Source organism: Paraburkholderia terricola (assembly GCF_003330825.1).
GTDB lineage: Bacteria > Pseudomonadota > Gammaproteobacteria > Burkholderiales > Burkholderiaceae > Paraburkholderia > Paraburkholderia terricola.
Window position 1 is genome coordinate 1,277,499 of record NZ_CP024942.1, and the last position, 20,924, is coordinate 1,298,422.

The 20,924-nt window shown below is 62.8% G+C and carries 19 protein-coding genes; 16 read left to right on the forward strand and 3 right to left on the reverse strand.

Going from position 1 to position 20,924, the window contains the following annotated elements:
- Nucleotides 1–137 precede the first annotated feature (137 nt).
- Entirely contained in the window at nt 138–1,154 is a 1,017-nt protein-coding gene (locus CUJ90_RS24295) for an HpcH/HpaI aldolase/citrate lyase family protein (protein WP_114164090.1), read from the reverse strand.
- Nucleotides 1,155–1,448: 294 nt separating this feature from the next.
- Nucleotides 1,449–2,432: a malate dehydrogenase gene (locus CUJ90_RS24300; protein WP_073428566.1), complete on the reverse strand. Its 984-nt coding sequence runs from the start codon at nt 2,430–2,432 to the stop codon at nt 1,449–1,451.
- Nucleotides 2,433–2,925: 493 nt separating this feature from the next.
- On the opposite strand from CUJ90_RS24300, the gene CUJ90_RS24305 reads away from it, so the two are divergent.
- The 7 genes from CUJ90_RS24305 (at nt 2,926) to gltA (ending at nt 8,838) form a co-directional block, all read left to right on the forward strand.
- Nucleotides 2,926–3,729 carry a GntR family transcriptional regulator gene (locus tag CUJ90_RS24305; protein ID WP_114164091.1) on the forward strand — a complete coding sequence of 268 codons (804 nt, stop codon included), beginning with the start codon at nt 2,926–2,928 and terminating at the stop codon, nt 3,727–3,729.
- Nucleotides 3,730–3,885: 156 nt separating this feature from the next.
- Nucleotides 3,886–4,299: a succinate dehydrogenase, cytochrome b556 subunit gene (gene sdhC / locus CUJ90_RS24310; protein ID WP_073428568.1), complete on the forward strand. Its 414-nt coding sequence runs from the start codon at nt 3,886–3,888 to the stop codon at nt 4,297–4,299.
- A 4-nt stretch (nt 4,300–4,303) separates the two neighbouring features.
- The gene (gene sdhD, locus CUJ90_RS24315) at nt 4,304–4,672 is read left to right on the forward strand and encodes a succinate dehydrogenase, hydrophobic membrane anchor protein (RefSeq protein WP_114164092.1); all 369 of its coding nucleotides are present in this window, start codon (nt 4,304–4,306) and stop codon (nt 4,670–4,672) included.
- 4 nt (nt 4,673–4,676) lie between these two features.
- On the forward strand, nt 4,677–6,452 hold the full coding sequence (sdhA, locus tag CUJ90_RS24320) for a succinate dehydrogenase flavoprotein subunit (RefSeq protein ID WP_073428570.1): 1,776 nt from the start codon (nt 4,677–4,679) through the stop codon (nt 6,450–6,452).
- A 24-nt stretch (nt 6,453–6,476) separates the two neighbouring features.
- Nucleotides 6,477–7,181 carry a succinate dehydrogenase iron-sulfur subunit gene (locus CUJ90_RS24325; RefSeq protein WP_073428571.1) on the forward strand — a complete coding sequence of 235 codons (705 nt, stop codon included), beginning with the start codon at nt 6,477–6,479 and terminating at the stop codon, nt 7,179–7,181.
- A gap of 1 nt (nt 7,182) precedes the next feature.
- Nucleotides 7,183–7,455, forward strand: a complete 273-nt coding sequence (locus tag CUJ90_RS24330; protein WP_083081771.1) for an FAD assembly factor SdhE — start codon at nt 7,183–7,185, stop codon at nt 7,453–7,455.
- An 81-nt stretch (nt 7,456–7,536) separates the two neighbouring features.
- Entirely contained in the window at nt 7,537–8,838 is a 1,302-nt protein-coding gene (gene gltA / locus CUJ90_RS24335; protein WP_073428573.1) for a citrate synthase, read from the forward strand.
- A gap of 155 nt (nt 8,839–8,993) precedes the next feature.
- Here the strand turns inward: gltA and CUJ90_RS24340 are convergent, their stop codons facing one another.
- Entirely contained in the window at nt 8,994–10,043 is a 1,050-nt protein-coding gene (locus CUJ90_RS24340; protein ID WP_114164689.1) for a helix-turn-helix domain-containing protein, read from the reverse strand.
- 144 nt (nt 10,044–10,187) lie between these two features.
- Here CUJ90_RS24340 and CUJ90_RS24345 point away from each other — a divergent pair, with 144 nt between their 5' ends.
- The 9 genes from CUJ90_RS24345 to CUJ90_RS24390 all read left to right on the forward strand — a co-directional run bounded on the left by CUJ90_RS24345 (nt 10,188) and on the right by CUJ90_RS24390 (nt 20,912).
- Nucleotides 10,188–11,438, forward strand: coding sequence for a DUF1479 domain-containing protein (locus CUJ90_RS24345; protein WP_114164093.1), 1,251 nt, complete (start codon nt 10,188–10,190; stop codon nt 11,436–11,438).
- A gap of 196 nt (nt 11,439–11,634) precedes the next feature.
- Complete coding sequence (gene leuC / locus CUJ90_RS24350) at nt 11,635–13,044, forward strand: 3-isopropylmalate dehydratase large subunit (protein WP_114164094.1); 1,410 nt, start codon at nt 11,635–11,637, stop codon at nt 13,042–13,044.
- A 5-nt stretch (nt 13,045–13,049) separates the two neighbouring features.
- The gene (locus CUJ90_RS24355) at nt 13,050–13,208 is read left to right on the forward strand and encodes an entericidin A/B family lipoprotein (protein WP_073428576.1); all 159 of its coding nucleotides are present in this window, start codon (nt 13,050–13,052) and stop codon (nt 13,206–13,208) included.
- Nucleotides 13,209–13,294: 86 nt separating this feature from the next.
- Complete coding sequence (gene leuD, locus CUJ90_RS24360) at nt 13,295–13,948, forward strand: 3-isopropylmalate dehydratase small subunit (protein ID WP_114164095.1); 654 nt, start codon at nt 13,295–13,297, stop codon at nt 13,946–13,948.
- 56 nt (nt 13,949–14,004) lie between these two features.
- The gene (gene leuB / locus CUJ90_RS24365) at nt 14,005–15,072 is read left to right on the forward strand and encodes a 3-isopropylmalate dehydrogenase (RefSeq protein ID WP_073428578.1); all 1,068 of its coding nucleotides are present in this window, start codon (nt 14,005–14,007) and stop codon (nt 15,070–15,072) included.
- A 373-nt stretch (nt 15,073–15,445) separates the two neighbouring features.
- Complete coding sequence (gene asd / locus CUJ90_RS24375; protein WP_114164097.1) at nt 15,446–16,567, forward strand: aspartate-semialdehyde dehydrogenase; 1,122 nt, start codon at nt 15,446–15,448, stop codon at nt 16,565–16,567.
- 138 nt (nt 16,568–16,705) lie between these two features.
- Nucleotides 16,706–19,408, forward strand: a complete 2,703-nt coding sequence (locus CUJ90_RS24380; RefSeq protein WP_114164098.1) for a FimV/HubP family polar landmark protein — start codon at nt 16,706–16,708, stop codon at nt 19,406–19,408.
- On the forward strand, nt 19,405–20,217 hold the full coding sequence (truA, locus tag CUJ90_RS24385) for a tRNA pseudouridine(38-40) synthase TruA (protein WP_073428582.1): 813 nt from the start codon (nt 19,405–19,407) through the stop codon (nt 20,215–20,217). The genes CUJ90_RS24380 and truA overlap by 4 nt, the downstream gene beginning before the upstream one ends.
- A complete protein-coding gene (locus CUJ90_RS24390) occupies nt 20,214–20,912 on the forward strand; it encodes a phosphoribosylanthranilate isomerase (protein WP_083081762.1) in 699 nt (232 codons plus the stop codon). Before truA ends, CUJ90_RS24390 begins: the two co-directional genes overlap by 4 nt.
- The last annotated feature ends 12 nt before the right edge of the window (nt 20,913–20,924 follow it).

Below are 20,924 nucleotides of genomic sequence, written 5' to 3' on the forward strand. Positions count from 1 at the left end.
CTGTGCCGCTTGCGGTCGTCTTGCAGCGTGGGTGCCTGCTTTGCGCCGCGGCAGGTCATGCCGTGATCCGGCCGAATCGCAGTGCATATGGGCGCCGTTGAACGCTGCGGCGCCGGCTGTCGCATTGGTCATCGCCTTCATGAAGCGGTTTGCACGTTAGCGCCCACTTTCGCAAAGAGCGGCGCGGCGTCTTGCGGAACGGCGCGGCCAGTGGATTGCGCTCGGCGAAGTACGGACCAGTAGTAGCGGTAGCTGGCGCGGTCGTGCAGCGTGTCGTGATGGCGCGTCGGTCCCCACTGCGCGGACTGCGCGGCCAGCAGGATTTCGGTTGCGGTGGCGATTTCTTCGTCGCGCGGTGCGAACGCGGCTACGATCGCCTCGATCTGCGCCGGGTGGATGCTCCACATGCGCGTGTAACCGAACTCGCTGCGGGCGCGGGCGGCATCGTTGGCGACCACGCCCATGTCGCGCACTTCGGTGCTGACGTTGTGCGATGGCACTTTGCCGTACGCATGGCAGGCTGCCGAAATTTCCAGCTTCGCGCGCCGCACCAGCGGGTGATCGAACTGGCCGGGGGAGCGCATCGCGGTATCGGGAATTGCGCCGTCGTGCGCGGAGACGAAGTCCATCAGGCCGAAGCTCAGTGCTTCCACGCCTGGTAGCGCGGCCAGATCGAACACACGCATGAGCGCGCCGTGGGTCTCGACCAGTAATTGCACCGGCACCGGCTGGGCGATGCCGAGTTCGCATCGCGTCGCCTCGATGAACGCGACCATCTCGGCGGCGTCGGGCAGGTTGCGGATCTTCGGCAGGGTGATGTAAGCGGGTGCTCGTCTCGCCGCACGCAGAATGAGGCGGACGTCGTCGCGCCAGTGCGCGTGATCGAAGTCGTGAATGCGCACGCCGACCCGGCCGAAGCGGTCATGCTCGCTTCCCAGCAGGGAAGCGACCAGCTCAGCGTGTTCCGCCTCCCTGCCGACCTGCGCGCCGTCCTCGCAATCGAGCGTGATGTCGAACACCGGGCCCAGTTGTTGCTGCCACGCGAGCGATTTCAGCATCAGCTTTTCGCTGCCGGCGTAGTGATCGCAGGCAGGCAGCACAGCGGGCGGCACTTCGCCGTCAAACAGCACTTCGGCGGGTGTGAGGGCGCGCATCTTCGGCGTCAGGGTTTGGGGTGGTCGTGTTTAGGGAATCTGATTCGGGCGCGCTCTGCTGACGCTCATTGCGCAGCGGCGCAAAACGCGCTCGGATCAGATGCGAATAGCTGCATTCGCACGTAAAAAACCGGAACTCACTCGCTGAGGCGACGCCCGGGAGTGCCCCCGGACATGGCGTTTCGCGGTGCGCCGCCGAGGGGACCGCCATGCTCAAGAGGATCCCAGCAGAGCGAAAAAACTTCGGGCGGCCCAGCGTTTTCTCACGAGTTCCGGTTTGCCTGCATCAGGCGCTTAGCCGAGCAGATGCTGAACGCCTTCGCGCTCTTCCAGCAGTTCCTGCAGCGTGCCGTCCATCTTTTCGCGCGAGAACGCGTCGATTGCCAGGCCTTCGACGCGCTTGTACTCGCCGTTTTCGCACGTGACCGGCACACCGTAGATGATGTCTTCGGGAATGCCGTACGAGCCGTCCGACGGGATGCCCATCGTGACCCACTTGCCGTTCGTGCCGAGCACCCAGTCGCGGACGTGGTCGATTGCAGCGTTAGCCGCCGACGCCGCCGATGACAGGCCGCGCGCTTCGATGATCGCCGCGCCGCGCTTGCCGACGGTCGGGATGAACGTGTTGCGGTTCCATTCGTCGTCGTTGATCAGCTTGGTCAGGTCTTGACCTTCCGCGGTGGCGAAACGGAAGTCCGGGTACATGGTCGGCGAGTGGTTGCCCCACACAGCCAGCTTTTCGATCGAAGCGACCGGCTTGCCCGACTTGGCCGCCAGTTGCGACAGCGCGCGGTTGTGGTCCAGACGCAGCATGGCTGTGAAATTCTTCTTCGGCAGATCCGGCGCCGACTTCATGGCGATGTAGGCGTTCGTGTTGGCCGGGTTGCCGACCACCAGCACTTTCACGTCGCGGCTGGCGACTTCGTTCAGCGCCTTGCCTTGGACGGTGAAAATCTCGGCGTTGGCCGACAGCAGGTCCTTGCGTTCCATGCCTTTCGAACGCGGACGCGCGCCGACCAGCAGGGCTACGTCGGCGTCCTTGAATGCAACCTTCGGATCGTCGGTGATCACGACGCCCGACAGCAGCGGGAATGCGCAATCATCCAGTTCCATCACGACGCCTTTCACGGCGCCTTGCGCTTGCGGCAGATCGAGCAGTTGCAGGACAACCGGTTGATCCTTGCCGAGCAGGTCGCCATTGGCGATGCGGAACAGCAGGGAGTAAGCGATTTGACCTGCGGCGCCGGTGACGGCAACGCGCTTTGCGGGCTTAGCCATTGAGAAATCTCCAGGACGATGCGTTAGACGCTAGGGAAAACGCCATTCTATATGGGCGTTCAGCGAAGCGTTGTGAAACACGGCGGAATTCACTACTCGCGGACAGCCCCGAAATGCCGAGGCCGTGCGGCGCGCTGCGGCAAGACCGCCATGCCGGAAACCTTACTCACGAGCAGGGGGTGGATAGGGGTAGCGCCGGATAGCCGCTGCACGGTGCGGGCTCCTGCAAACAGCGCGTTTCGGCACGCGTCTGGCCAACGAATGGCGGCGAATCGAAACCGGGACTGCGTGGGAACAGCATGGTGCAGAGTGACTGCCGGTGCGCTACGGCGCGGCCTGAAAAGATGCGCCGAAAAACCCGCAAACCCTTGCTCGGAAGGGAGTGTAGGAGTCGTCAGACACAAAGTCAACATTATCTTATGTCTTATATAAGACATATCTATTGAGGGGAAAACCCTAGACGTGGCCCAGCCCTTTATGATGAAATGCGCGCATGAATTCGAACCCGGCGAACACCACGAATCCGAATGGCTCCAGCGCCACGGGAGAAGGTGTATCCGCTGCCGTGCCCGCCGCTGCGTCGCCCACCTTCAGCCCGTTGTATCAGCAGATCAAGGGCTTGATTACGCAGAGCCTCGAAAGTGGCGAATGGAAACCCGGCGAGATCATTCCTAGTGAAGTCGAATTGGCGGCCAGATACAAGGTCAGCCAGGGAACGGTGCGCAAAGCGATCGACGAACTCGCCGCCGACAACCTGCTGGTGCGCCGCCAGGGCAAGGGCACGTTTGTCGCAACGCACAACGAAGACCGCGCCCAGTTTCGCTTCCTTAGATTGCTGGCCGATGACGGCGCGGAACATCCGCACGTCAGCCGCCTGCTGGAATGCCGGCGTTTGCGAGCATCGGCGGATATCGCCCGGCAGCTCGATCTGAAACCCGCCGATCCCGTGGTGCTGATCAAGCGTTTGCTGCAGTTCGATGGCGAAGTCACCGTACTCGACGAAATCTGGCTGCCCGGCGCGGTATTTCGCGGACTCACACTCGAGCGGCTGTCGGAGTACAAGGGTCCGCTCTACGCGATGTTCGAGACGGAATTCGGCACGCGCATGATCCGCGCAACGGAAAAAATCCGCGCGGTGGCGGCCGAGCCAACGGTTGCGGATCTCCTGCGCGTGCCTGCGGGCTTCCCGCTGCTGTCGGTCGAGCGGGTGTCGTATACGTATGGGGATCGGCCGGTGGAAGTGCGGCGAGGTTGGTATGTCACAACCGGGTATTACTATCAGAACGACCTGAGCTGAGTCGGGCTGAACGAGGCGCGGCGTCCCACACGCACGCCTGTTTGAAGGCACCTTTATCGCGCACGCTGTAACGGACCTGTCGTGGTTTTCGCTGCAGCGCGATATAAAAAGGCGCTAAAATCGCGGATTAGTGTGACTACATAGTAGGGGTCTAGCATGGCTGAAGCCGTAAAAAAACCGAGGCCGGAGTTCCGGAACATCGGTATCGGGCAGATATTGACGGCATACCGTCTCCCGCTAGCGGGGCGAGTTTCGATCTTGCATCGCTTAAGCGGTGGTCTGCTTTTTGTTTTTCTTCCGTTCCTGCTGTACCTCTTCGATCAAAGCCTGACTTCCGAACTGAGTTTCGAGGTCTTCAAAGGTTTCCTCTCCAACGTCATCGTCAAGCTCATCACGCTCGTTCTTGCGTGGGCCTTCCTGTTTCACTTCTGCGCGGGCGTCCGTCACCTCGTGATGGACACGCACCGCGCGGTCACGAAGGAAGGCGGCAAGCAAACCTCCATCGTCGTTCTCGTCGTGTCGTCGCTTCTTACGATTGCATTCGCGGCAAAACTGTTCGGAGTTTTTTAAAAAAATGACAGCTAATAACCGAATCGGTCCGAAGCGTCTCGTCGTCGGCGCACATTACGGTCTGCGCGACTGGCTCGCCCAGCGCATTACCGCCTGCGTGATGGCGATCTACACGGTGATCCTGCTCGCATGGTTCTTCGGCGCGCGCGATTTCTCGTACGAAGGCTGGGCCTCGATCTTCGCCACGCAATGGATGAAGCTCGCCACGTTTGTCACGCTGCTCTCGCTGTTCTATCACGCGTGGGTCGGTATCCGCGACATCTGGATGGACTATGTGAAGCCCGTGGGCATGCGCCTGTTCCTTCAGGCGCTGACGATCGTCTGGCTGCTCGCATGTGCGGGCTACGCTGCGCAGATTCTCTGGAGAGTGTAAAAGAATGGCTGCAATCAAGAATTCTCTGCCGCGTCGCAAGTTTGACGTGGTTATCGTCGGCGCGGGCGGCTCGGGAATGCGTGCTTCGCTGCAACTGGCGCGCGCCGGTCTGTCGGTCTGCGTGCTGTCCAAGGTGTTCCCCACGCGCTCACACACGGTTGCTGCTCAAGGCGGCATCGGCGCCTCGCTCGGCAACATGAGCGAAGACAACTGGCACTATCACTTCTACGACACGATCAAGGGTTCCGACTGGCTCGGCGACCAGGACGCGATCGAGTTCATGTGCCGCGAGGCACCGAACGCAGTCTACGAACTCGAACACTTCGGCATGCCGTTCGACCGTAACGCCGACGGCACGATTTACCAACGCCCGTTCGGCGGCCACACCGCGAACTACGGCGAAAAGCCGGTGCAACGCGCTTGCGCGGCTGCTGACCGTACCGGTCACGCGCTGCTGCACACGCTGTATCAGCAGAACGTGGCGGCCAAGACGCAGTTCTTCGTCGAATGGATGGCGCTGGACCTGATCCGCGACGCCGAGGGCGACGTGCTCGGCGTGACCGCGCTGGAAATGGAAACCGGCGACGTCTACATTCTCGAAGGCAAGACCACGCTGTTCGCCACGGGCGGCGCGGGCCGGATCTTCGCGGCATCCACGAATGCGTTCATCAACACCGGTGACGGCCTGGGCATGGCCGCGCGTTCGGGCATCGCGCTGCAAGACATGGAATTCTGGCAATTCCACCCCACCGGCGTGGCCGGTGCGGGCGTGCTGATTACCGAAGGCGTGCGCGGCGAAGGCGGCATTCTGCGCAACTCGAACGGCGAGCGTTTCATGGAGCGCTACGCGCCCACGCTGAAGGATCTGGCGCCGCGCGATTTCGTCTCGCGTTCGATGGACCAGGAGATCAAGGAAGGCCGCGGCGTCGGTCCGAACAAGGACCACGTGCTGCTCGACCTGTCGCACATCGGCGCGGAGACGATCATGAAGCGTCTGCCGTCGATCCGCGAAATCGCGCTGAAGTTCGCGAACGTCGACTGCATCAAAGAGCCGATTCCGGTCGTGCCGACCATTCACTATCAGATGGGCGGCATTCCGACGAATATTCACGGCCAGGTCGTGGGCACGTCGAAGGGGCACGAAGAGCCGGTGAACGGTTTCTACGCAGTGGGCGAATGCTCGTGCGTGTCGGTGCACGGCGCGAACCGTCTCGGCACGAACTCGCTGCTCGACCTCGTGGTGTTCGGGCGTGCCGCCGGTAACCACATCGTCAAGCACGTCAAGGAAATCAAGGAGCACAAGCCGCTGCCGGCCGACGCCGCCGATTTCGCGCTGTCGCGCCTCGACAAGCTCGAGAAGTCGTCGTCGGGCGAGTATACGCAAAACGTCGCGAACGACATTCGCGCGACCATGCAGAAGCATGCCGGCGTGTTCCGTACTTCGGCATTGCTGTCCGAGGGCGTTGAACGCATCCGCGAAGTGGCTGAGCGGGTCGACAGCATCCACCTGAAAGACAAGTCGAAGGTGTTCAACACGGCACGTGTCGAAGCGCTGGAAGTGGCGAACCTGATCGAAGTGGCGCGCGCCACGATGGTCTCCGCCGAAGCGCGCAAGGAAAGCCGCGGCGCCCACGCGCAAAACGACTTCGAACATCGCGACGACGAAAACTGGCTGCGCCATACGCTGTGGTTCAGTGAAGGCGATCGCCTCGACTACAAGCCGGTTCACATGCAACCGCTGACGGTCGAATCGGTTCCGCCGAAAGCGCGGACCTTCTAAGGCACAAGTCAAAGGAATTCAGAAATGGCTAAGCGTACATTTGAAATCTACCGCTACGATCCGGACAAGGATGCAGCGCCGCGCATGCAGTCGTACGACATCGAAATCGACTCGCACGAACGCATGCTGCTCGACGCGCTCGTCAAGCTGAAGGCTATGGACGAAACGCTGTCGTTCCGCCGTTCGTGCCGTGAAGGCGTGTGCGGTTCGGACGCAATGAACATCAACGGCAAGAACGGCCTGGCGTGCCTCACGAACCTGAACGACCTGCCGCAAAAAATCGTGCTGCGTCCGCTGCCGGGCTTGCCGGTCGTGCGCGACCTGATCTGCGACTTCACGCAGTTCTTCAACCAGTATCACTCGATCAAGCCGTACCTGATCAACGATACGCCGCCGCCGGAAAAGGAACGTCTGCAGTCGCCCGAAGAGCGCGACGAACTCGACGGTCTGTACGAATGTATCCTGTGCGCTAGCTGCTCGACCTCGTGCCCGAGCTTCTGGTGGAACCCGGATAAGTTCGTCGGTCCGGCCGGCCTGTTGCAAGCCTATCGTTTCATCGCGGACAGCCGCGACGAGGCGACGGGTGAACGCCTCGACAACCTGGAAGATCCGTACCGTCTGTTCCGTTGCCATACCATCATGAATTGCGTCGACGTTTGCCCGAAGGGCCTTAACCCGACCAAGGCGATTGGCAAGATCAAGGAATTGATGGTTCGCCGCGCTGTCTGAGATGGACGAATCATCACATCAGTCCGACCCTCTTCGCCGCGCGCGCCTTCGCTGGCGCGCACGGCGGGGCTTGCTGGAAAACGATCTGATCTTTGAGCGTTTCTTCAGCCGATATGAGCATGACCTCAGCGACGCCGACGTAGGCGCACTCACCCGCCTGCTAGAGCTGAGCGATAACGACCTGATGGACTTGCTGCTCGCGCGCAAGGAACCTGAGGGCGACCTTGCCGACCCGGATGTGATCCGGGTGCTGGAGCTGCTGCGCAACGCCTAACCGGCTTGAGCGCCGCTTGTCCGTTGTTCCAGGCGTGCAATTATCGAAACCCTGTTTCCATACTTCGATTGAGGATGTGCTATGACCCCGTCAGATGTTAAAGCCACGCTATCGTTCAGCGACAATTCGCCGAGCGTTGAAATGCCGATCTACAAGGGCACTCTCGGCCCGGACGTGATCGACATCCGGAAACTGTACGGCCAGACCGGCAAATTTACGTACGATCCGGGCTTCATGTCGACGGCGGCCTGCAACTCGGCGATCACGTACATCGACGGCGACAAGGGCGAACTGCTATACCGCGGCTACCCGATCGACAACCTCGCGGAAAACGCCGACTTCCTCGAAACCTGCTACCTGCTGCTGAAGGGCGAACTGCCGAACGAACAGCAAAAAGCGGAGTTCGTGAAGACCGTTACGAATCACACGATGGTGCATGAGCAAATGCACTTCTTCTTCCGCGGTTTCCGTCGCGACGCACATCCGATGGCGATTCTGGTCGCGGCAGTCGGCGCGCTGTCGGCGTTCTACCACGACTCGCTCGACATCAACAATCCGCGTCACCGTGACGTGTCGGCCATTCGCATGATCGCGAAGCTGCCCACGCTGGTCGCGATGGCGTACAAGTACAGCATCGGCCAGCCGTTTGCGTACCCGAGGAACAACCTCTCGTACAGCGCGAACTTCATGCACATGATGTTCTCGAACCCGTGCGAAGACTACAAGGTCAACGACGTGCTGGTGCGCGCGCTCGACCGTATCCTGATTCTTCACGCAGACCACGAGCAGAACGCATCCACCTCGACCGTGCGTCTCGCCGGTTCGTCGGGCGCCAATCCGTTCGCGTGTATCGCGGCCGGTATCGCTTGTCTGTGGGGCCCGGCGCACGGCGGCGCGAACGAAGCCGCGCTGAACATGCTGGAAGAAATCGGCTCGGTCGACAACATTCCTGAGTTCATCAAGCAGGTGAAGGACAAGAACTCGGGCGTGAAGCTGATGGGCTTCGGTCACCGCGTCTACAAGAACTACGATCCGCGCGCGAAGCTGATGCGCGAAACCTGCCACGAAGTGCTGAACGAACTCGGCCTGCACGACGACCCGCTGTTCAAGCTGGCCATGGCGCTGGAAAAAATCGCGCTGGAAGACGAATACTTCGTGTCGCGCAAGCTGTACCCGAACGTCGACTTCTACTCGGGCATCGTGCAGCGCGCACTGGGTATTCCGACGTCGATGTTCACGTGTATCTTCGCGATGGCGCGTACCGTCGGCTGGATTGCACAGTGGAATGAAATGATCGCCGATCCGGAACAGAAGATTGGCCGTCCGCGTCAGCTGTTCATTGGCGATACGCAGCGTGAGGCGAAGCCGATTGCGCAGCGTTAAGCGGTCGCGTCACCGCGCGGCACGCACGCTGTGAAGCCTGCGAGCCGCGCGGCTGCAAGTGGTAAGAAAAACGCCTCAACGGAGCTTCCTTTGAGGCGTTTTGCTTCTGTCCTGAGCGGTGGCCGACGTGGATCAACCTTGCAGTGAACGGCGCATCAAGCGGCCGAACGTGCTTTACGTCGCGAACCGTTAGCTTTCGTACGCTCCAGTGACGGCGAGCGCACCCCAAGCGCTTGCGGTTCCGCTGAGATTTGCGGCGCATGCCCATAGGTTTCGAAGAAGCGCCGGTACGCACTCGGCGTCGTGCCTCGCGCCGAAAGAAACTGTCGATTGAAATTCGCCAGATTCGGAAACCCGGCCTTGGTGGCGATTAGCGCGATGGGCCAGCTTGTGTCGGTCAATTGCCGCGTTGCGTAACCGATGCGCAGCCGGTTCAGATAACGTCCCACGCTTTCGCCGACGTGCCGCACGAAGTAACGGTGCAGCGAGCGCTCCGAGAGATTGGCTACCTCGCATAATTCAGCGATACGCAACCGTTCGTGGAAGCGTCGATCGAGCAGATCCAGTACGCGATTCAGCCGTTCCGCGTCTGATGAGCTGCCGCCGGCAGAGGCCGTGGGCACCAGATCAGCCTGTTGAGCGGTTCGCGCCGGTTGCGCGCCGCTGCCCCGTTGTTGTCGTCCGTTCCGCCCATGCGCAGCCGGTGACGCCAACGGCTCCGACTTTGCGTCGGCGAGACAGGCGAGCACGTCCAACGCGGCACCCAGCCGCACACGCGGCGACTCATTCAGCAACGCACCCAACTGCGCGCGCATGAGCGCCGCGGCTTCGGGCGCAAACCGCAATCCTGGCGCGCCGCGTCTCAGCAGCGTACGCAATGACGCAAACTCCGGACAACAATCCGCCACCCGTCGCGCCCAGTCGCCGCTGAACCATATGACAACCGCCACTTGCGGCTCGCGCGCATCGATAGGCTCCGTCGACGCCCACGTGTGCGGCATATCCGGCGGCACGAGCACGAGATCGTCGCCGCTGTAATCAGCGCTGTGATCGCCGACGAAACGACGGCCGCGGCTATTCATCGTCAGCGTGAGTTCGTACTCGGGATGGTGATGCCATTCGAACGGGATCTGCGCGAGCTGCCGGTGGTAGACGCGAATCGAACAGCCGTCCGGGATGGTGACGCGTTCGTACTGAGGTTTCACGGGACGCAACCTGGCCGCGCGTGGGGTAAGCGGCGAATGTCCAAATTGTATCGATAATTGGCCGGATGAGATGCATGCTGGGCGCCAAAGATGCCTAATCTGGACGCACCCCATCCCGACAAAACCGATGCAAGGAGACAGGCCATGCCGCTCGTGATCGACAATCTTCCCGACGCGATCCGCGCTACGAAGCGCGCGCTGCAAACGGCGTTACCGAACCACAGGCAGGTGTTCGACGAAGTCGATAGCGCGATCAGGCAGCAAGTCGACGCCATCCGTCGCGAGCACGACCAAGGGCGTGACGCGATTCCCGTTTTCGACTATTCGGCGATCGTTTCCGGCGACGTCGACCAGGCCGCCATCGCCCGCATCAAGACGCGCGGCGCATGCGTCGTGCGACGCGTGTTCGATCCGCAGCAGGCAAGCGACTGGAACGACGAAATCGCCGACTACGTGCAGCGCAACAAGCTCGACGACAAGCTCGCGCACCGCGCCGAAGACAAATACTTCGGCAACCTGTCGTCGAGCAAGCCGCAGATCTATGGCGTCTACTGGTCGAGGCCGCAGACGCTGGCGCGTCAATCGCAGCAACTCACCAACACGCGCGTGTTCCTGAACCGCCTCTGGACGTCGGAGAGCGCAGGCAGGCAGCACTTCGATCCCGAGCGCATACCGGTCTACGCCGACCGGATTCGTCGCCGGCCGCCCGGATCGGAATCGCTGGGTTTGTCGCCGCACGTGGATGGCGGCTCCGTCGAGCGCTGGCTCGATCCGAATTTCCGCAAGGTGTATCGGCACGTGCTGTCGGGCAACTGGCGCGCGTACGATCCGTTCGACGCCGCATTCCGTCCCGACGTGCAGGAGATTCCCTCCCCGGCGGTCTGCTCGATGTTCCGCACCTTCCAGGGCTGGACCGCGCTGACGCCGCAAGGGCCCGGCGACGGCACGCTGCAATTGATCCCGATCGCCAACGCGATGGCCTACGTGATCCTGCGCGCGCTGCAAGACGACGTGCCCGACGACGGGCTCTGCGGCGCCCAACCGGCCCGCGCGCTGTCGATCCAACCGGCGTGGCACAGCCTGCTGCTCGAAGCGGTCACGCCGATTCCGCACATGCAGGCCGGAGACGCCGTGTTCTGGCATAGCGACGTCGTGCATTCCGTGGAAGACGCGCACCGCGGCAACGGCTACAGCAACGTGATGTACATCTCGTCCGCGCCCTGGTGCGCGAAAAACGAGGCGTATCTCAAGCGCCAGTTGCCGAGCTTCCTGCGCGGCGAGAGCCCGCCGGATTTTCCGGCCGATCACTTCGAAACCGACTTCATCGGACGCGCGGAAGAAAGCGACCTGACTCCGCTGGGACGTGCGCAATTCGGTTTCGATCTCGCACGCTAAGCGTTCGCACGCACGGGGGCGGCGCGTGGGGCGCCACTCCGCACCCTTGCCGGGTAACGCCAATACAGGTATCGACACTACCACCCAACTCACTGTTTTTTATCGGTTTTTTCGATGGCGTGGGGCACAATGCGAGCCGCTGCATGGCATAATCGACCGACACGGTCAGTCCGCAGTCACTACTACCCCGCATACCATGGCACAGACTCTCTACGACAAATTGTGGAACACACACGTGGTCCACACGGAAGAAGACGGTACGACGATTCTTTATATCGACCGTCACCTGCTGCACGAAGTGACCAGCCCACAGGCGTTCGAGGGCCTGAAGCTGGCTGAGCGTCCGGTGTGGCGCATCAGCGCGAATCTGGCGGTGTCGGACCACAACGTCCCCACCACGGATCGCAGCCACGGCATCGCCGATCCGGTTTCCAGGCTGCAAGTCGACACGCTCGATTCGAACTGCGACGCCTACGGCATCACGCAGTTCAAGATGAACGACCTGCGCCAAGGCATCGTGCACATCATCGGGCCGGAGCAGGGCGCTACCTTGCCGGGCATGACGATCGTCTGCGGCGACTCGCACACGTCCACGCACGGCGCGTTCGGCGCGCTCGCGCATGGCATCGGCACCTCGGAAGTCGAGCATGTGCTCGCCACGCAAACGCTCTTGCAGAAGAAGAGCAAGAACATGCTGGTCAAGGTGGAAGGTCCGTTGCCACGCGGCTGTACCGCGAAAGACATCGTGCTCGCGATCATCGGCAAGATCGGCACGGCGGGCGGCACCGGCTACGCGATCGAATTCGGCGGTTCGACGATTCGCGCGTTGTCCATGGAAGGCCGCATGACGGTCTGCAACATGGCGATCGAGGCGGGCGCGCGCGCTGGCATGGTCGCGGTGGACGACACCACCATCGAATATTTGAAAGGCCGCCCGTTCTCGCCGGAAGGCGTCGAGTGGGATCACGCGGTCGAGTACTGGAAGCAGTTCAAGTCGGACGAAGGCGCGCAGTTCGATCGCGTGGTCGAGCTGAACGCTGCCGAAATCGTGCCGCAAGTCACGTGGGGCACGTCGCCGGAAATGGTCACGGCAGTAGACGGCCGCGTGCCGGACCCGGAACGCGAGAAGGACCCGGTCAAGCGCGACGCCATGGAGCGCGCGCTGAAATACATGGCGCTCGAACCGAATGCGCCGATCGAGTCGATCAAGCCGGATAAAATCTTCATTGGGTCATGCACCAACGCGCGCATTGAAGACATTCGCGCCGCGGCTTACGTCGTCAAGAAGCTCGGTCGCCGCGTTGCGCCGAACATCCGCCTCGCCATGGTCGTGCCGGGCTCGGGTCTGGTGAAGGCGCAAGCGGAGCGGGAAGGGCTGGACAAGGTCTTTACCGACGCCGGTTTCGAATGGCGCGAGCCGGGTTGCTCGATGTGTCTCGCGATGAACGCCGACCGGTTGGATCCGGGCGAGCGTTGCGCGTCCACGTCGAATCGTAATTTCGAAGGTCGTCAGGGCGCCGGTGGCCGTACCCACCTCGTGAGCCCCGCAATGGCCGCAGCCGCGGCCATTGAAGGGCATTTCGTCGATATTCGCAAGCTTGGATAAAACGCATCATGAAGAACATGAATCGCATCACTCTACTGCGCCGCTTCGCGCTCGGTACGCTGGCTGGGTTGCTGCTCGGTCTGACGGGCTGCAACACGGTGCACGGATTCGGCGAGGACATGTCGCACCTCGGCAATTCGATCAGCAACCACGCTGACAAATAAGCGGTTTTTGATTTTTGCCGGCGATGCGCCGAGCGGTTCGACAGCCGCCACGCGCATCGCCCGGTCTTGAAACAGGCGCAAGCGTCATGGATAAATTCATCGTACACACCGGCGTCGTGGCGCCGCTCGATCGTGAGAACGTCGACACGGACGCGATCATTCCGAAGCAATTCCTGAAGTCGATCAAGCGCACCGGTTTCGGGCCGAACGCGTTCGACGAATGGCGCTACCTCGACCACGGCGAGCCGGGTCAGGACAATTCGAAGCGCCCGCTGAATCCGGATTTCGTGCTGAATCAGCCGCGTTATCAAGGCGCGTCCGTGTTGCTGGCGCGCAAGAATTTCGGCTGCGGCAGCTCGCGTGAACACGCGCCGTGGGCGCTGCAGCAATACGGTTTCCGCGCGATCATCGCGCCGAGCTTCGCCGATATCTTCTACAACAACTGCTTCAAGAACGGCCTGTTGCCGATCGTGTTGACCGAACAGCAAGTCGATCACCTGTTCAACGAAACGTACGCGTTCAACGGCTTCAAGCTGACCATCGATCTGGAAGCGCAAGTGGTGCGCACCTCGGACGGCGGCGCGGAGTATCCGTTCGAAGTCGCGGGCTTTCGCAAGTACTGCCTGCTGAACGGTTTCGACGATATCGGCCTGACGCTGCGTCACGCGGACAAGATTCGCCAGTTCGAAGCGGAGCGTATTGCGAAGCAGCCTTGGCTGGCTCATCGCATTGTCGGTTAAAGCGCCGCTCGCTGATTCGCGCTTGAACGTCCCAAGAAAATCATCAAGGAATTCGCATGAAGATCGCAGTGTTGCCGGGTGACGGCATCGGCCCCGAAATCGTCAAGGAGGCCGTCAAGGTCCTGAACGTACTCGGCGAAAAGTTCGAACTCGAAGAGGCGCCGGTCGGCGGCGCGGGCTACGAAGCGAAGGGCCACCCGCTGCCCGATTCAACGCTGGCGCTGGCGAAGGAAGCCGACGCGATTCTGTTCGGCGCCGTCGGCGACTGGAAGTACGACAAGCTCGAACGCGCGCTGCGCCCCGAACAGGCGATTCTCGGTCTGCGCAAGCATCTGCAACTGTTCGCGAACTTCCGCCCGGCGATCTGCTATCCGCAACTCACCGGCGCTTCGTCGTTGAAGGAAGAGATCGTTTCGGGTCTGGACATCCTGATCGTGCGTGAACTGAACGGCGACATCTACTTCGGCGCGCCGCGCGGCGTGCGTGAAGCGCCGGATGGTCTCTTTGCCGGCTCGAAGGAAGGCTTCGACACGATGCGCTATTCGGAGCCCGAAGTGCGCCGCATCGCGCACGTCGCGTTTCAGGCGGCGCAAAAGCGCGGCAGGAAGCTGACCTCGGTGGACAAGGCCAACGTGCTCGAAACGTCGCAATTCTGGAAAGACGTGATGATCGACGTGTCGAAGGAATACGCCGACGTCGAGTTGTCGCATATGTATGTCGACAATGCCGCGATGCAGTTGGTGAAGGCGCCCAAGTCGTTCGACGTGATCGTCACCGGCAACATGTTCGGCGACATTCTTTCGGACGAAGCGGCGATGCTCACGGGCTCGATCGGCATGCTGCCGTCGGCGTCGCTGGACAAGAACAACAAGGGCTTGTACGAACCGTCGCACGGTTCGGCGCCCGACATCGCCGGCAAGGGCGTGGCCAATCCGCTGGCGACGATCCTCTCGGCCGCCATGATGCTGCGCTATTCGCTGAACAAGGCGGAGCAGGCGGACCGCATCGAAACCGCGGTGAAAAAGGTGCTCGAACAGGGGTATCGCACCGGCGATATTCTCACGCCGGGTTGCAAGCAGGTCGGCACAGTGGCAATGGGCGATGCGGTGGTTGCCGCGCTGTAAAAACAATGTCGCCGGTCTGAAGCAATAGTCGGATTGTCAAACGGGCTGTCAAGCAACCTTTAAAGCGTGAATCCGCCTCGAAATGGGTGGATTCGCGCGCAATTCGGACGATAGCGGCGACTGGCGTCGCCAAATTTCGGTTTTCGTGTATATTGTAGCGATGGCGCGGATCTCTCAAATCTCCTCGATTTCGACCATTCACGGTCAAATCCACGGCAAAACGGCACGTGTGGTTGAGCTCGCCATTACTACCAAAACGATTACCCCGAAAACGATCACGAAACGCTGATCGTCCGTCGTGCCCGCTCATCTTCCCCGCGCGGTCACTGCGGGCAAAGATGCGGGGAAGTCTCCATTCGAAGGGTATGAAGTCATGAACGTAGGTCTCGTAGGTTGGCGCGGCATGGTCGGCAGCGTCCTGATGCAGCGTATGCAGCAGGAAGGCGATTTCGACTTGATCGAACCGGTGTTTTTCAGCACCAGCAATGCGGGCGGCAACGCGCCGTCGTTCGCCAAAAACGAGACCAAGCTCAAAGATGCGACAAGCATCGAAGACCTGAAGAAGTGTGAAGCGATCATCTCCTGTCAGGGCGGCGATTACACGAACGAAGTGTTCCCCAAGCTGCGTGCGGCGGGCTGGAATGGCTACTGGATCGACGCGGCTTCGTCGCTGCGCATGAAGGATGACGCGGTCATCATTCTCGATCCGGTCAATCTCGACGTAATCAAAAACGCACTGGTCAAGGGCCAGAAGAATTTCATCGGCGGCAACTGCACGGTCAGCCTGATGCTGATGGCGCTGGGCGGCCTGTTCCGCGAAAACCTCGTCGACTGGATGACGGCCATGACGTATCAGGCCGCTTCGGGCGCGGGCGCGCAGAACATGCGCGAACTGCTGCAGCAAATGGGCACGCTCTACGGTGCGGCCAAGGAAGATCTGGCGGATCCGTCGTCGGCGATTCTCGACATCGACCGTCGCGTGCTGAGCGCGATGAACAGCGACCGCATGCCGACAGACAACTTCGGCGTGCCGCTCGCCGGTTCGCTGATTCCGTGGATCGACAGGGATCTCGGCAACGGCATGTCGAAGGAAGAGTGGAAGGGCGGCGCGGAAACCAACAAGATTCTCGGCAAGCCGGCCATGGGCACGCCGGGCTCGATCCCCGTAGACGGCCTGTGCGTGCGGATTGGCGCGATGCGCTGCCACTCGCAGGCGCTCACCATCAAGCTGAACAAGGATGTGCCGCTGGACGAAGTGAACAGCATCCTCGCCTCGGGCAACGACTGGGTCAAGGTCGTGCCGAACGAACGTGAAGCATCCATGCGCGATCTGTCGCCCGCAGTGGTGACGGGCACGCTGACCGTGCCGGTCGGCCGCGTGCGCAAACTGGCGATGGGCGGCGAATACCTGTCGGCCTTCACGGTCGGTGACCAGTTGCTGTGGGGCGCAGCCGAACCATTGCGTCGTATGCTTCGCATTGTGCTCGACAAGTAAAGTAAACTACGCGCTCACGACGCGTAGAAAACTCAAGAAGCGTCGCGCTTGCGCGGCGCTTTTTCATTGTGTGCTCCGATTATCTTGTCTCCTTCCAACCGCAAAAAAGGGCTGCGCGCTGAAGCGCCAGGAGTCCCGATGAATCTTCGACTCTCTTCCCTTCGGGCTATGTTCATTCATCGAGTTACCGGCCGATTGACGGGTCGATTGGCGGCTGCCGTCGTTTTGGCGCTTGCGCTGACTAGCGGTGGCGTCAGCGGCGCAATCGCGGCGCCCGCCGAGGCGGCGAGCGCGCCGGACGCCGCTTCAGTTTCCTATGCGGCCGGCGGCCAATATACGGTGAAGCCCGGACAGTCGTTGAACGACGTCGCGATCGCCGTCACCCAGTCCCGCGACCGCGCGACGCTCGCACGCGCGACGCGCGCGTTGTTCGACGCGAATCCGGGCGCTTTCATGGGGCATGACCCGAGCCGGATGCGTGTGGGTGCGGTGTTGACCGTGCCGGCACTGGATGCGTCGGGTGCGCTGGCGGCTTCTGCGGCGGCTGCGGGCTCTGGCGCGTCGGCGACCACGGCGGCGTCGGCCGCTTCGGCTCCCGTGGCCGCGGCTGCTTCGGCGCCGAATGCAGCGGTGGCGGTCGGGGCGGCGAGCGGCGCTTCGCAGGTCAATGCGGCTGCGGCGCCGGTCACGCCCGCGGTTTCGGCAACAGGCAGTGCGGCGAGCGAGGCAAGCCCGACGACGTCGGGCGGCGCGGCGGTGAGCGGAGCCGCGTCGTCGGCGCCGCTCGCAGGTTCGCAGACGGCGGCGTCGGCCGCCGGCGGCGCGCATGTCTGGTCCGGATCGATCCAGCCGTCGGCCAGCGAGGCTGCCGAAGGCGCATCGGCAGCCATCACAGGCGCCGCCCCGGTGGCGTCAGCCGTGCAATCCGCGTCGCAGCCTCGCGCGCAGGTGTCGAGCCTGCAGCAATTGCTGGCGTTGAAAAACCGCGTGTTGATGGAGTTGCAAAAGCATGGCATCGGTGGCGCGCCGGCGGCCACGGGCACTGCGTCGACGAGCGGCGCGCAGCCGGCGGCTGGCGCTTCAGCCGCCGCGGTGGTGTCGGGCCACGGCGGCGCGGCGATCCCGGCATCGAACGAAGCTGGCATGTCTCAAACGAGTTTGAGCGTGGCGGCAGCGATTGGCGCTGCGCTGGTCGTGCTGCTGGGAGCCTTGCGTCTGCGGCGGGCTAAGCGCGAGCGGCTTGCCGGGGCGGAAGCTGCGTCGGCGGATGCCGAAGCCGCGGCGCCGGCATCGGCGAAAAGCGCGGATTTGCATCAGGTCGAGTCGGCCCATGAGCCGACTCCGGTACGTGAGGCGTCGGATGTAAGCGACGACGACGCGGTGCGGCAGGCGGCGGCGCTTGCCGCCGCTGAACGCGAAGCCGCCGAGGGCGAGGCGGCGGCGCGCGAGATGGCGGAGCGGATCGCAGCGGAGCGCGAGGCGGAAATTCTCCGGGCGGCCTCCAGGGAGGCGGCGGCACGCGAAGCTGCTGAGCGGGCGGAGGCAGAGCGCCTTGCGGCGGAGGCGGCGTCGGTGGAACAAGCAGCGGCGGCGGAGCGAGCTGCGGCGGAACGTGCGTTGGCGGAGCAGGCGGCTGCGGAGCGAGTTGCGGCGGAACGTGCGCAGGCCGAGCAGGTGGCTGCGGAGCGTGCGGCTGAGGAACACGCACTCGCGGAACGAGCGGCGGCAGAGCGAGTTGAGGCGGAGAAGGCAGCGGCGGAACAAGCGGCGAGAGAGCAGGCGGCCGCAGAGCGTGCTGAGGCGGAACGTGCTGAGGCGGAACGTGCTGAGGCGGAGCGTGCTGAGGCGGAGCGTGCTGAGGCGGAGCGTGCTGAGGCGGAGCGTGCTGAGGCGGAGCGTGCTGAGGCGGAGCGTGCTGAGGCGGAGCGTGCTGAGGCGGAACGTGCTGAGGCGGAACGTGCTGAGGCGGAACGTGCTGAGGCAGAGCGTGCAGCAGCAGAACACGCAGCAGCAGAACACGTCGCAACTGACGAACCCACACCGGGCGCGCCAGCTACAACGCAGGATGCAGATACACGGTTGTCGAGCGAACCGCACGAGCCTCTGAACGTACAGTCACAGGCGACCGGCTTCGCGAAGCAACACGTCGAGCCGCATACGACTTCGCTGTCCGGCGAGCCGTACAGCGAGACCTCAGCGCCTCCGCTGTCCGAGAGCGCCCCGCCAGCGCATCAGGAAACAGCGCACGTCGCCCCCCCCTATCAACCGTCCGACGAGCAACCACCGTCGACGCAAACAGCGACGCCAGGCGGCGCGCCGGCGTTCGAGCCCGCGCCCGTGTCGCAAGCTCAGCCCGCGCCGGCCATGCCGACCGAATTCCCGCGCGACGCTGTCGACGCATTCGGCAGTCTCGACATGCCGTTGCCGCCTCGCGCCGAACCGGGTGCGGAAAGCGTGCGTGCCGCGACTTCGCCGGAAGCGGCCCCACAGCATCCGGCCGTACCGCACGACGAGGAAGACGCCCCACATATCGCCGACGAAATTGCCGCCGGCACCGGGCGTCACGCCGCCATCGCGGGTCTCGGCGCGGCCGGCTTCGGGGCGTTGAAGCTCGATTTCGACCTCGAGTTGCCGCCGAGTCCGGCTCAGCCGTTGCCGGCGTTTACCCAGGCCGATCTCGTCCGCATCGCCCGCAACAAGCTCGACCTTGCCGCCGAGTACATCGAACTCGGCGATCTGTCCGGCGCCCGCGCGCTCATCAACGAAGTCATCGAGGCAAACGACCCGGCCACGCGCACCGAGGCCCGCGCGTTGCTCTCGACGCTCGCACCGTTGTCGTGAAGCGTATTGCACTAGGCGTCCAGTACGACGGTTCGGCATTCTTCGGCTGGCAGTCGCAGCCGCACGGCCAGACCGTGCAGGACGAACTCGAACGGGCGCTGCGCGAATTCGCGCAGACGCGGGTGCAAACCGTCGTCGCGGGTCGCACGGACACGGGCGTGCATGGTCTCGGCCAGATCGTGCATTTCGATACCGAACTCGATCGCGCGGACGTTTCCTGGGTTCGCGGCACCAATTCGTTCTTGCCGAAGACGATTGCGGTGCAGTGGGCCAAGCCGATGCCCGACGAATTCCACGCGCGTTTCTCGGCGTTCGAGCGGACTTATTACTACGTTCTGTATGTTCATCCGGTGCGCTCGCCCATGCTGGCGACGCGGGCCGGCTGGGTGCACACGCCGCTCGACGTGGACGCGATGCGCGCTGCCGCCGCGTATGTGATCGGCGAGCACGATTTTTCGGCGTTCCGTTCGTCGCAATGTCAGTCGAAGACGCCGTTCAAGCATCTGTATCAGATCGACGTCGTGCGGCAGGGCGACTTCATCCATTTCCGCTTCCGGGCGAACGCGTTCCTGCATCATATGGTGCGCAACCTGATGGGCTGTCTGGTCTACATCGGCCGTGGCCGTCGCCCGGCCGAATGGATGGCCGAGGTTCTGGCGAGCCGCGACCGCGAATACGCCGCACCGACCTTCATGCCGGACGGCTTGTATCTCGCGCAGGTGGGCTATCCTGAGCATTTCGCCGTGCCCGCGCCGCAAACGGGCAGCGTGCCGTGGAGCACCGTATGGACCGAGCAACCGAAGACATGAACTCAACCGACAAACTACCAGACGAAACCGGCGCCGCCGTGCCTCATCGCACGCGCATCAAACTGTGCGGGTTGTCCAGGCCGGAGGATGTGACCCACGCGATCGAACTCGGCGCCGACGCAATCGGCCTCGTCTTTTATCCGCCGAGCCCGCGCTCGGTGAGCGTCGCGCAGGCCGTCGAACTGGTGCGCGATGTGCCGCCGTTCGTGTCGGTGGTGGGTTTGTTCGTCAACGCCACGCCCGACTGGATTCGCGAAGTCGCGAGCAACGTCGGGCTGACATTGTTGCAATTTCACGGCGACGAGACGGCGGAACAGTGCGAATCGCTCGCCGGCGTTGCGGGTTTGCCTTGGTTGCGTGCGCTGCGCGTTGCGGCGGATACTCAGCCGGCCGATTTGGTAAAATCGGCGCTTAACTATTCAGCAGCCAGCAGCTTTCTCTTCGACACCCATGTCGAGGGCTATGGCGGCGGCGGGAAGGTTTTCGATTGGTCACTTATTCCAGCAGAGCTCGCGCGTCGGGCCGTTTTGAGTGGTGGGTTGAACGCGCAAAACGTCAGTGATGCGATCCATCACGTGCGCCCGTACGCGGTCGATGTCTCGAGCGGCATCGAAGTGCCGGGCGCCAAGGGCGTGAAGGATCACGCCCGGATGGCGGCGTTCGTACGCGCGGTGCGCGCAGCGGACGCCGAATGACTCCGGCGGCGC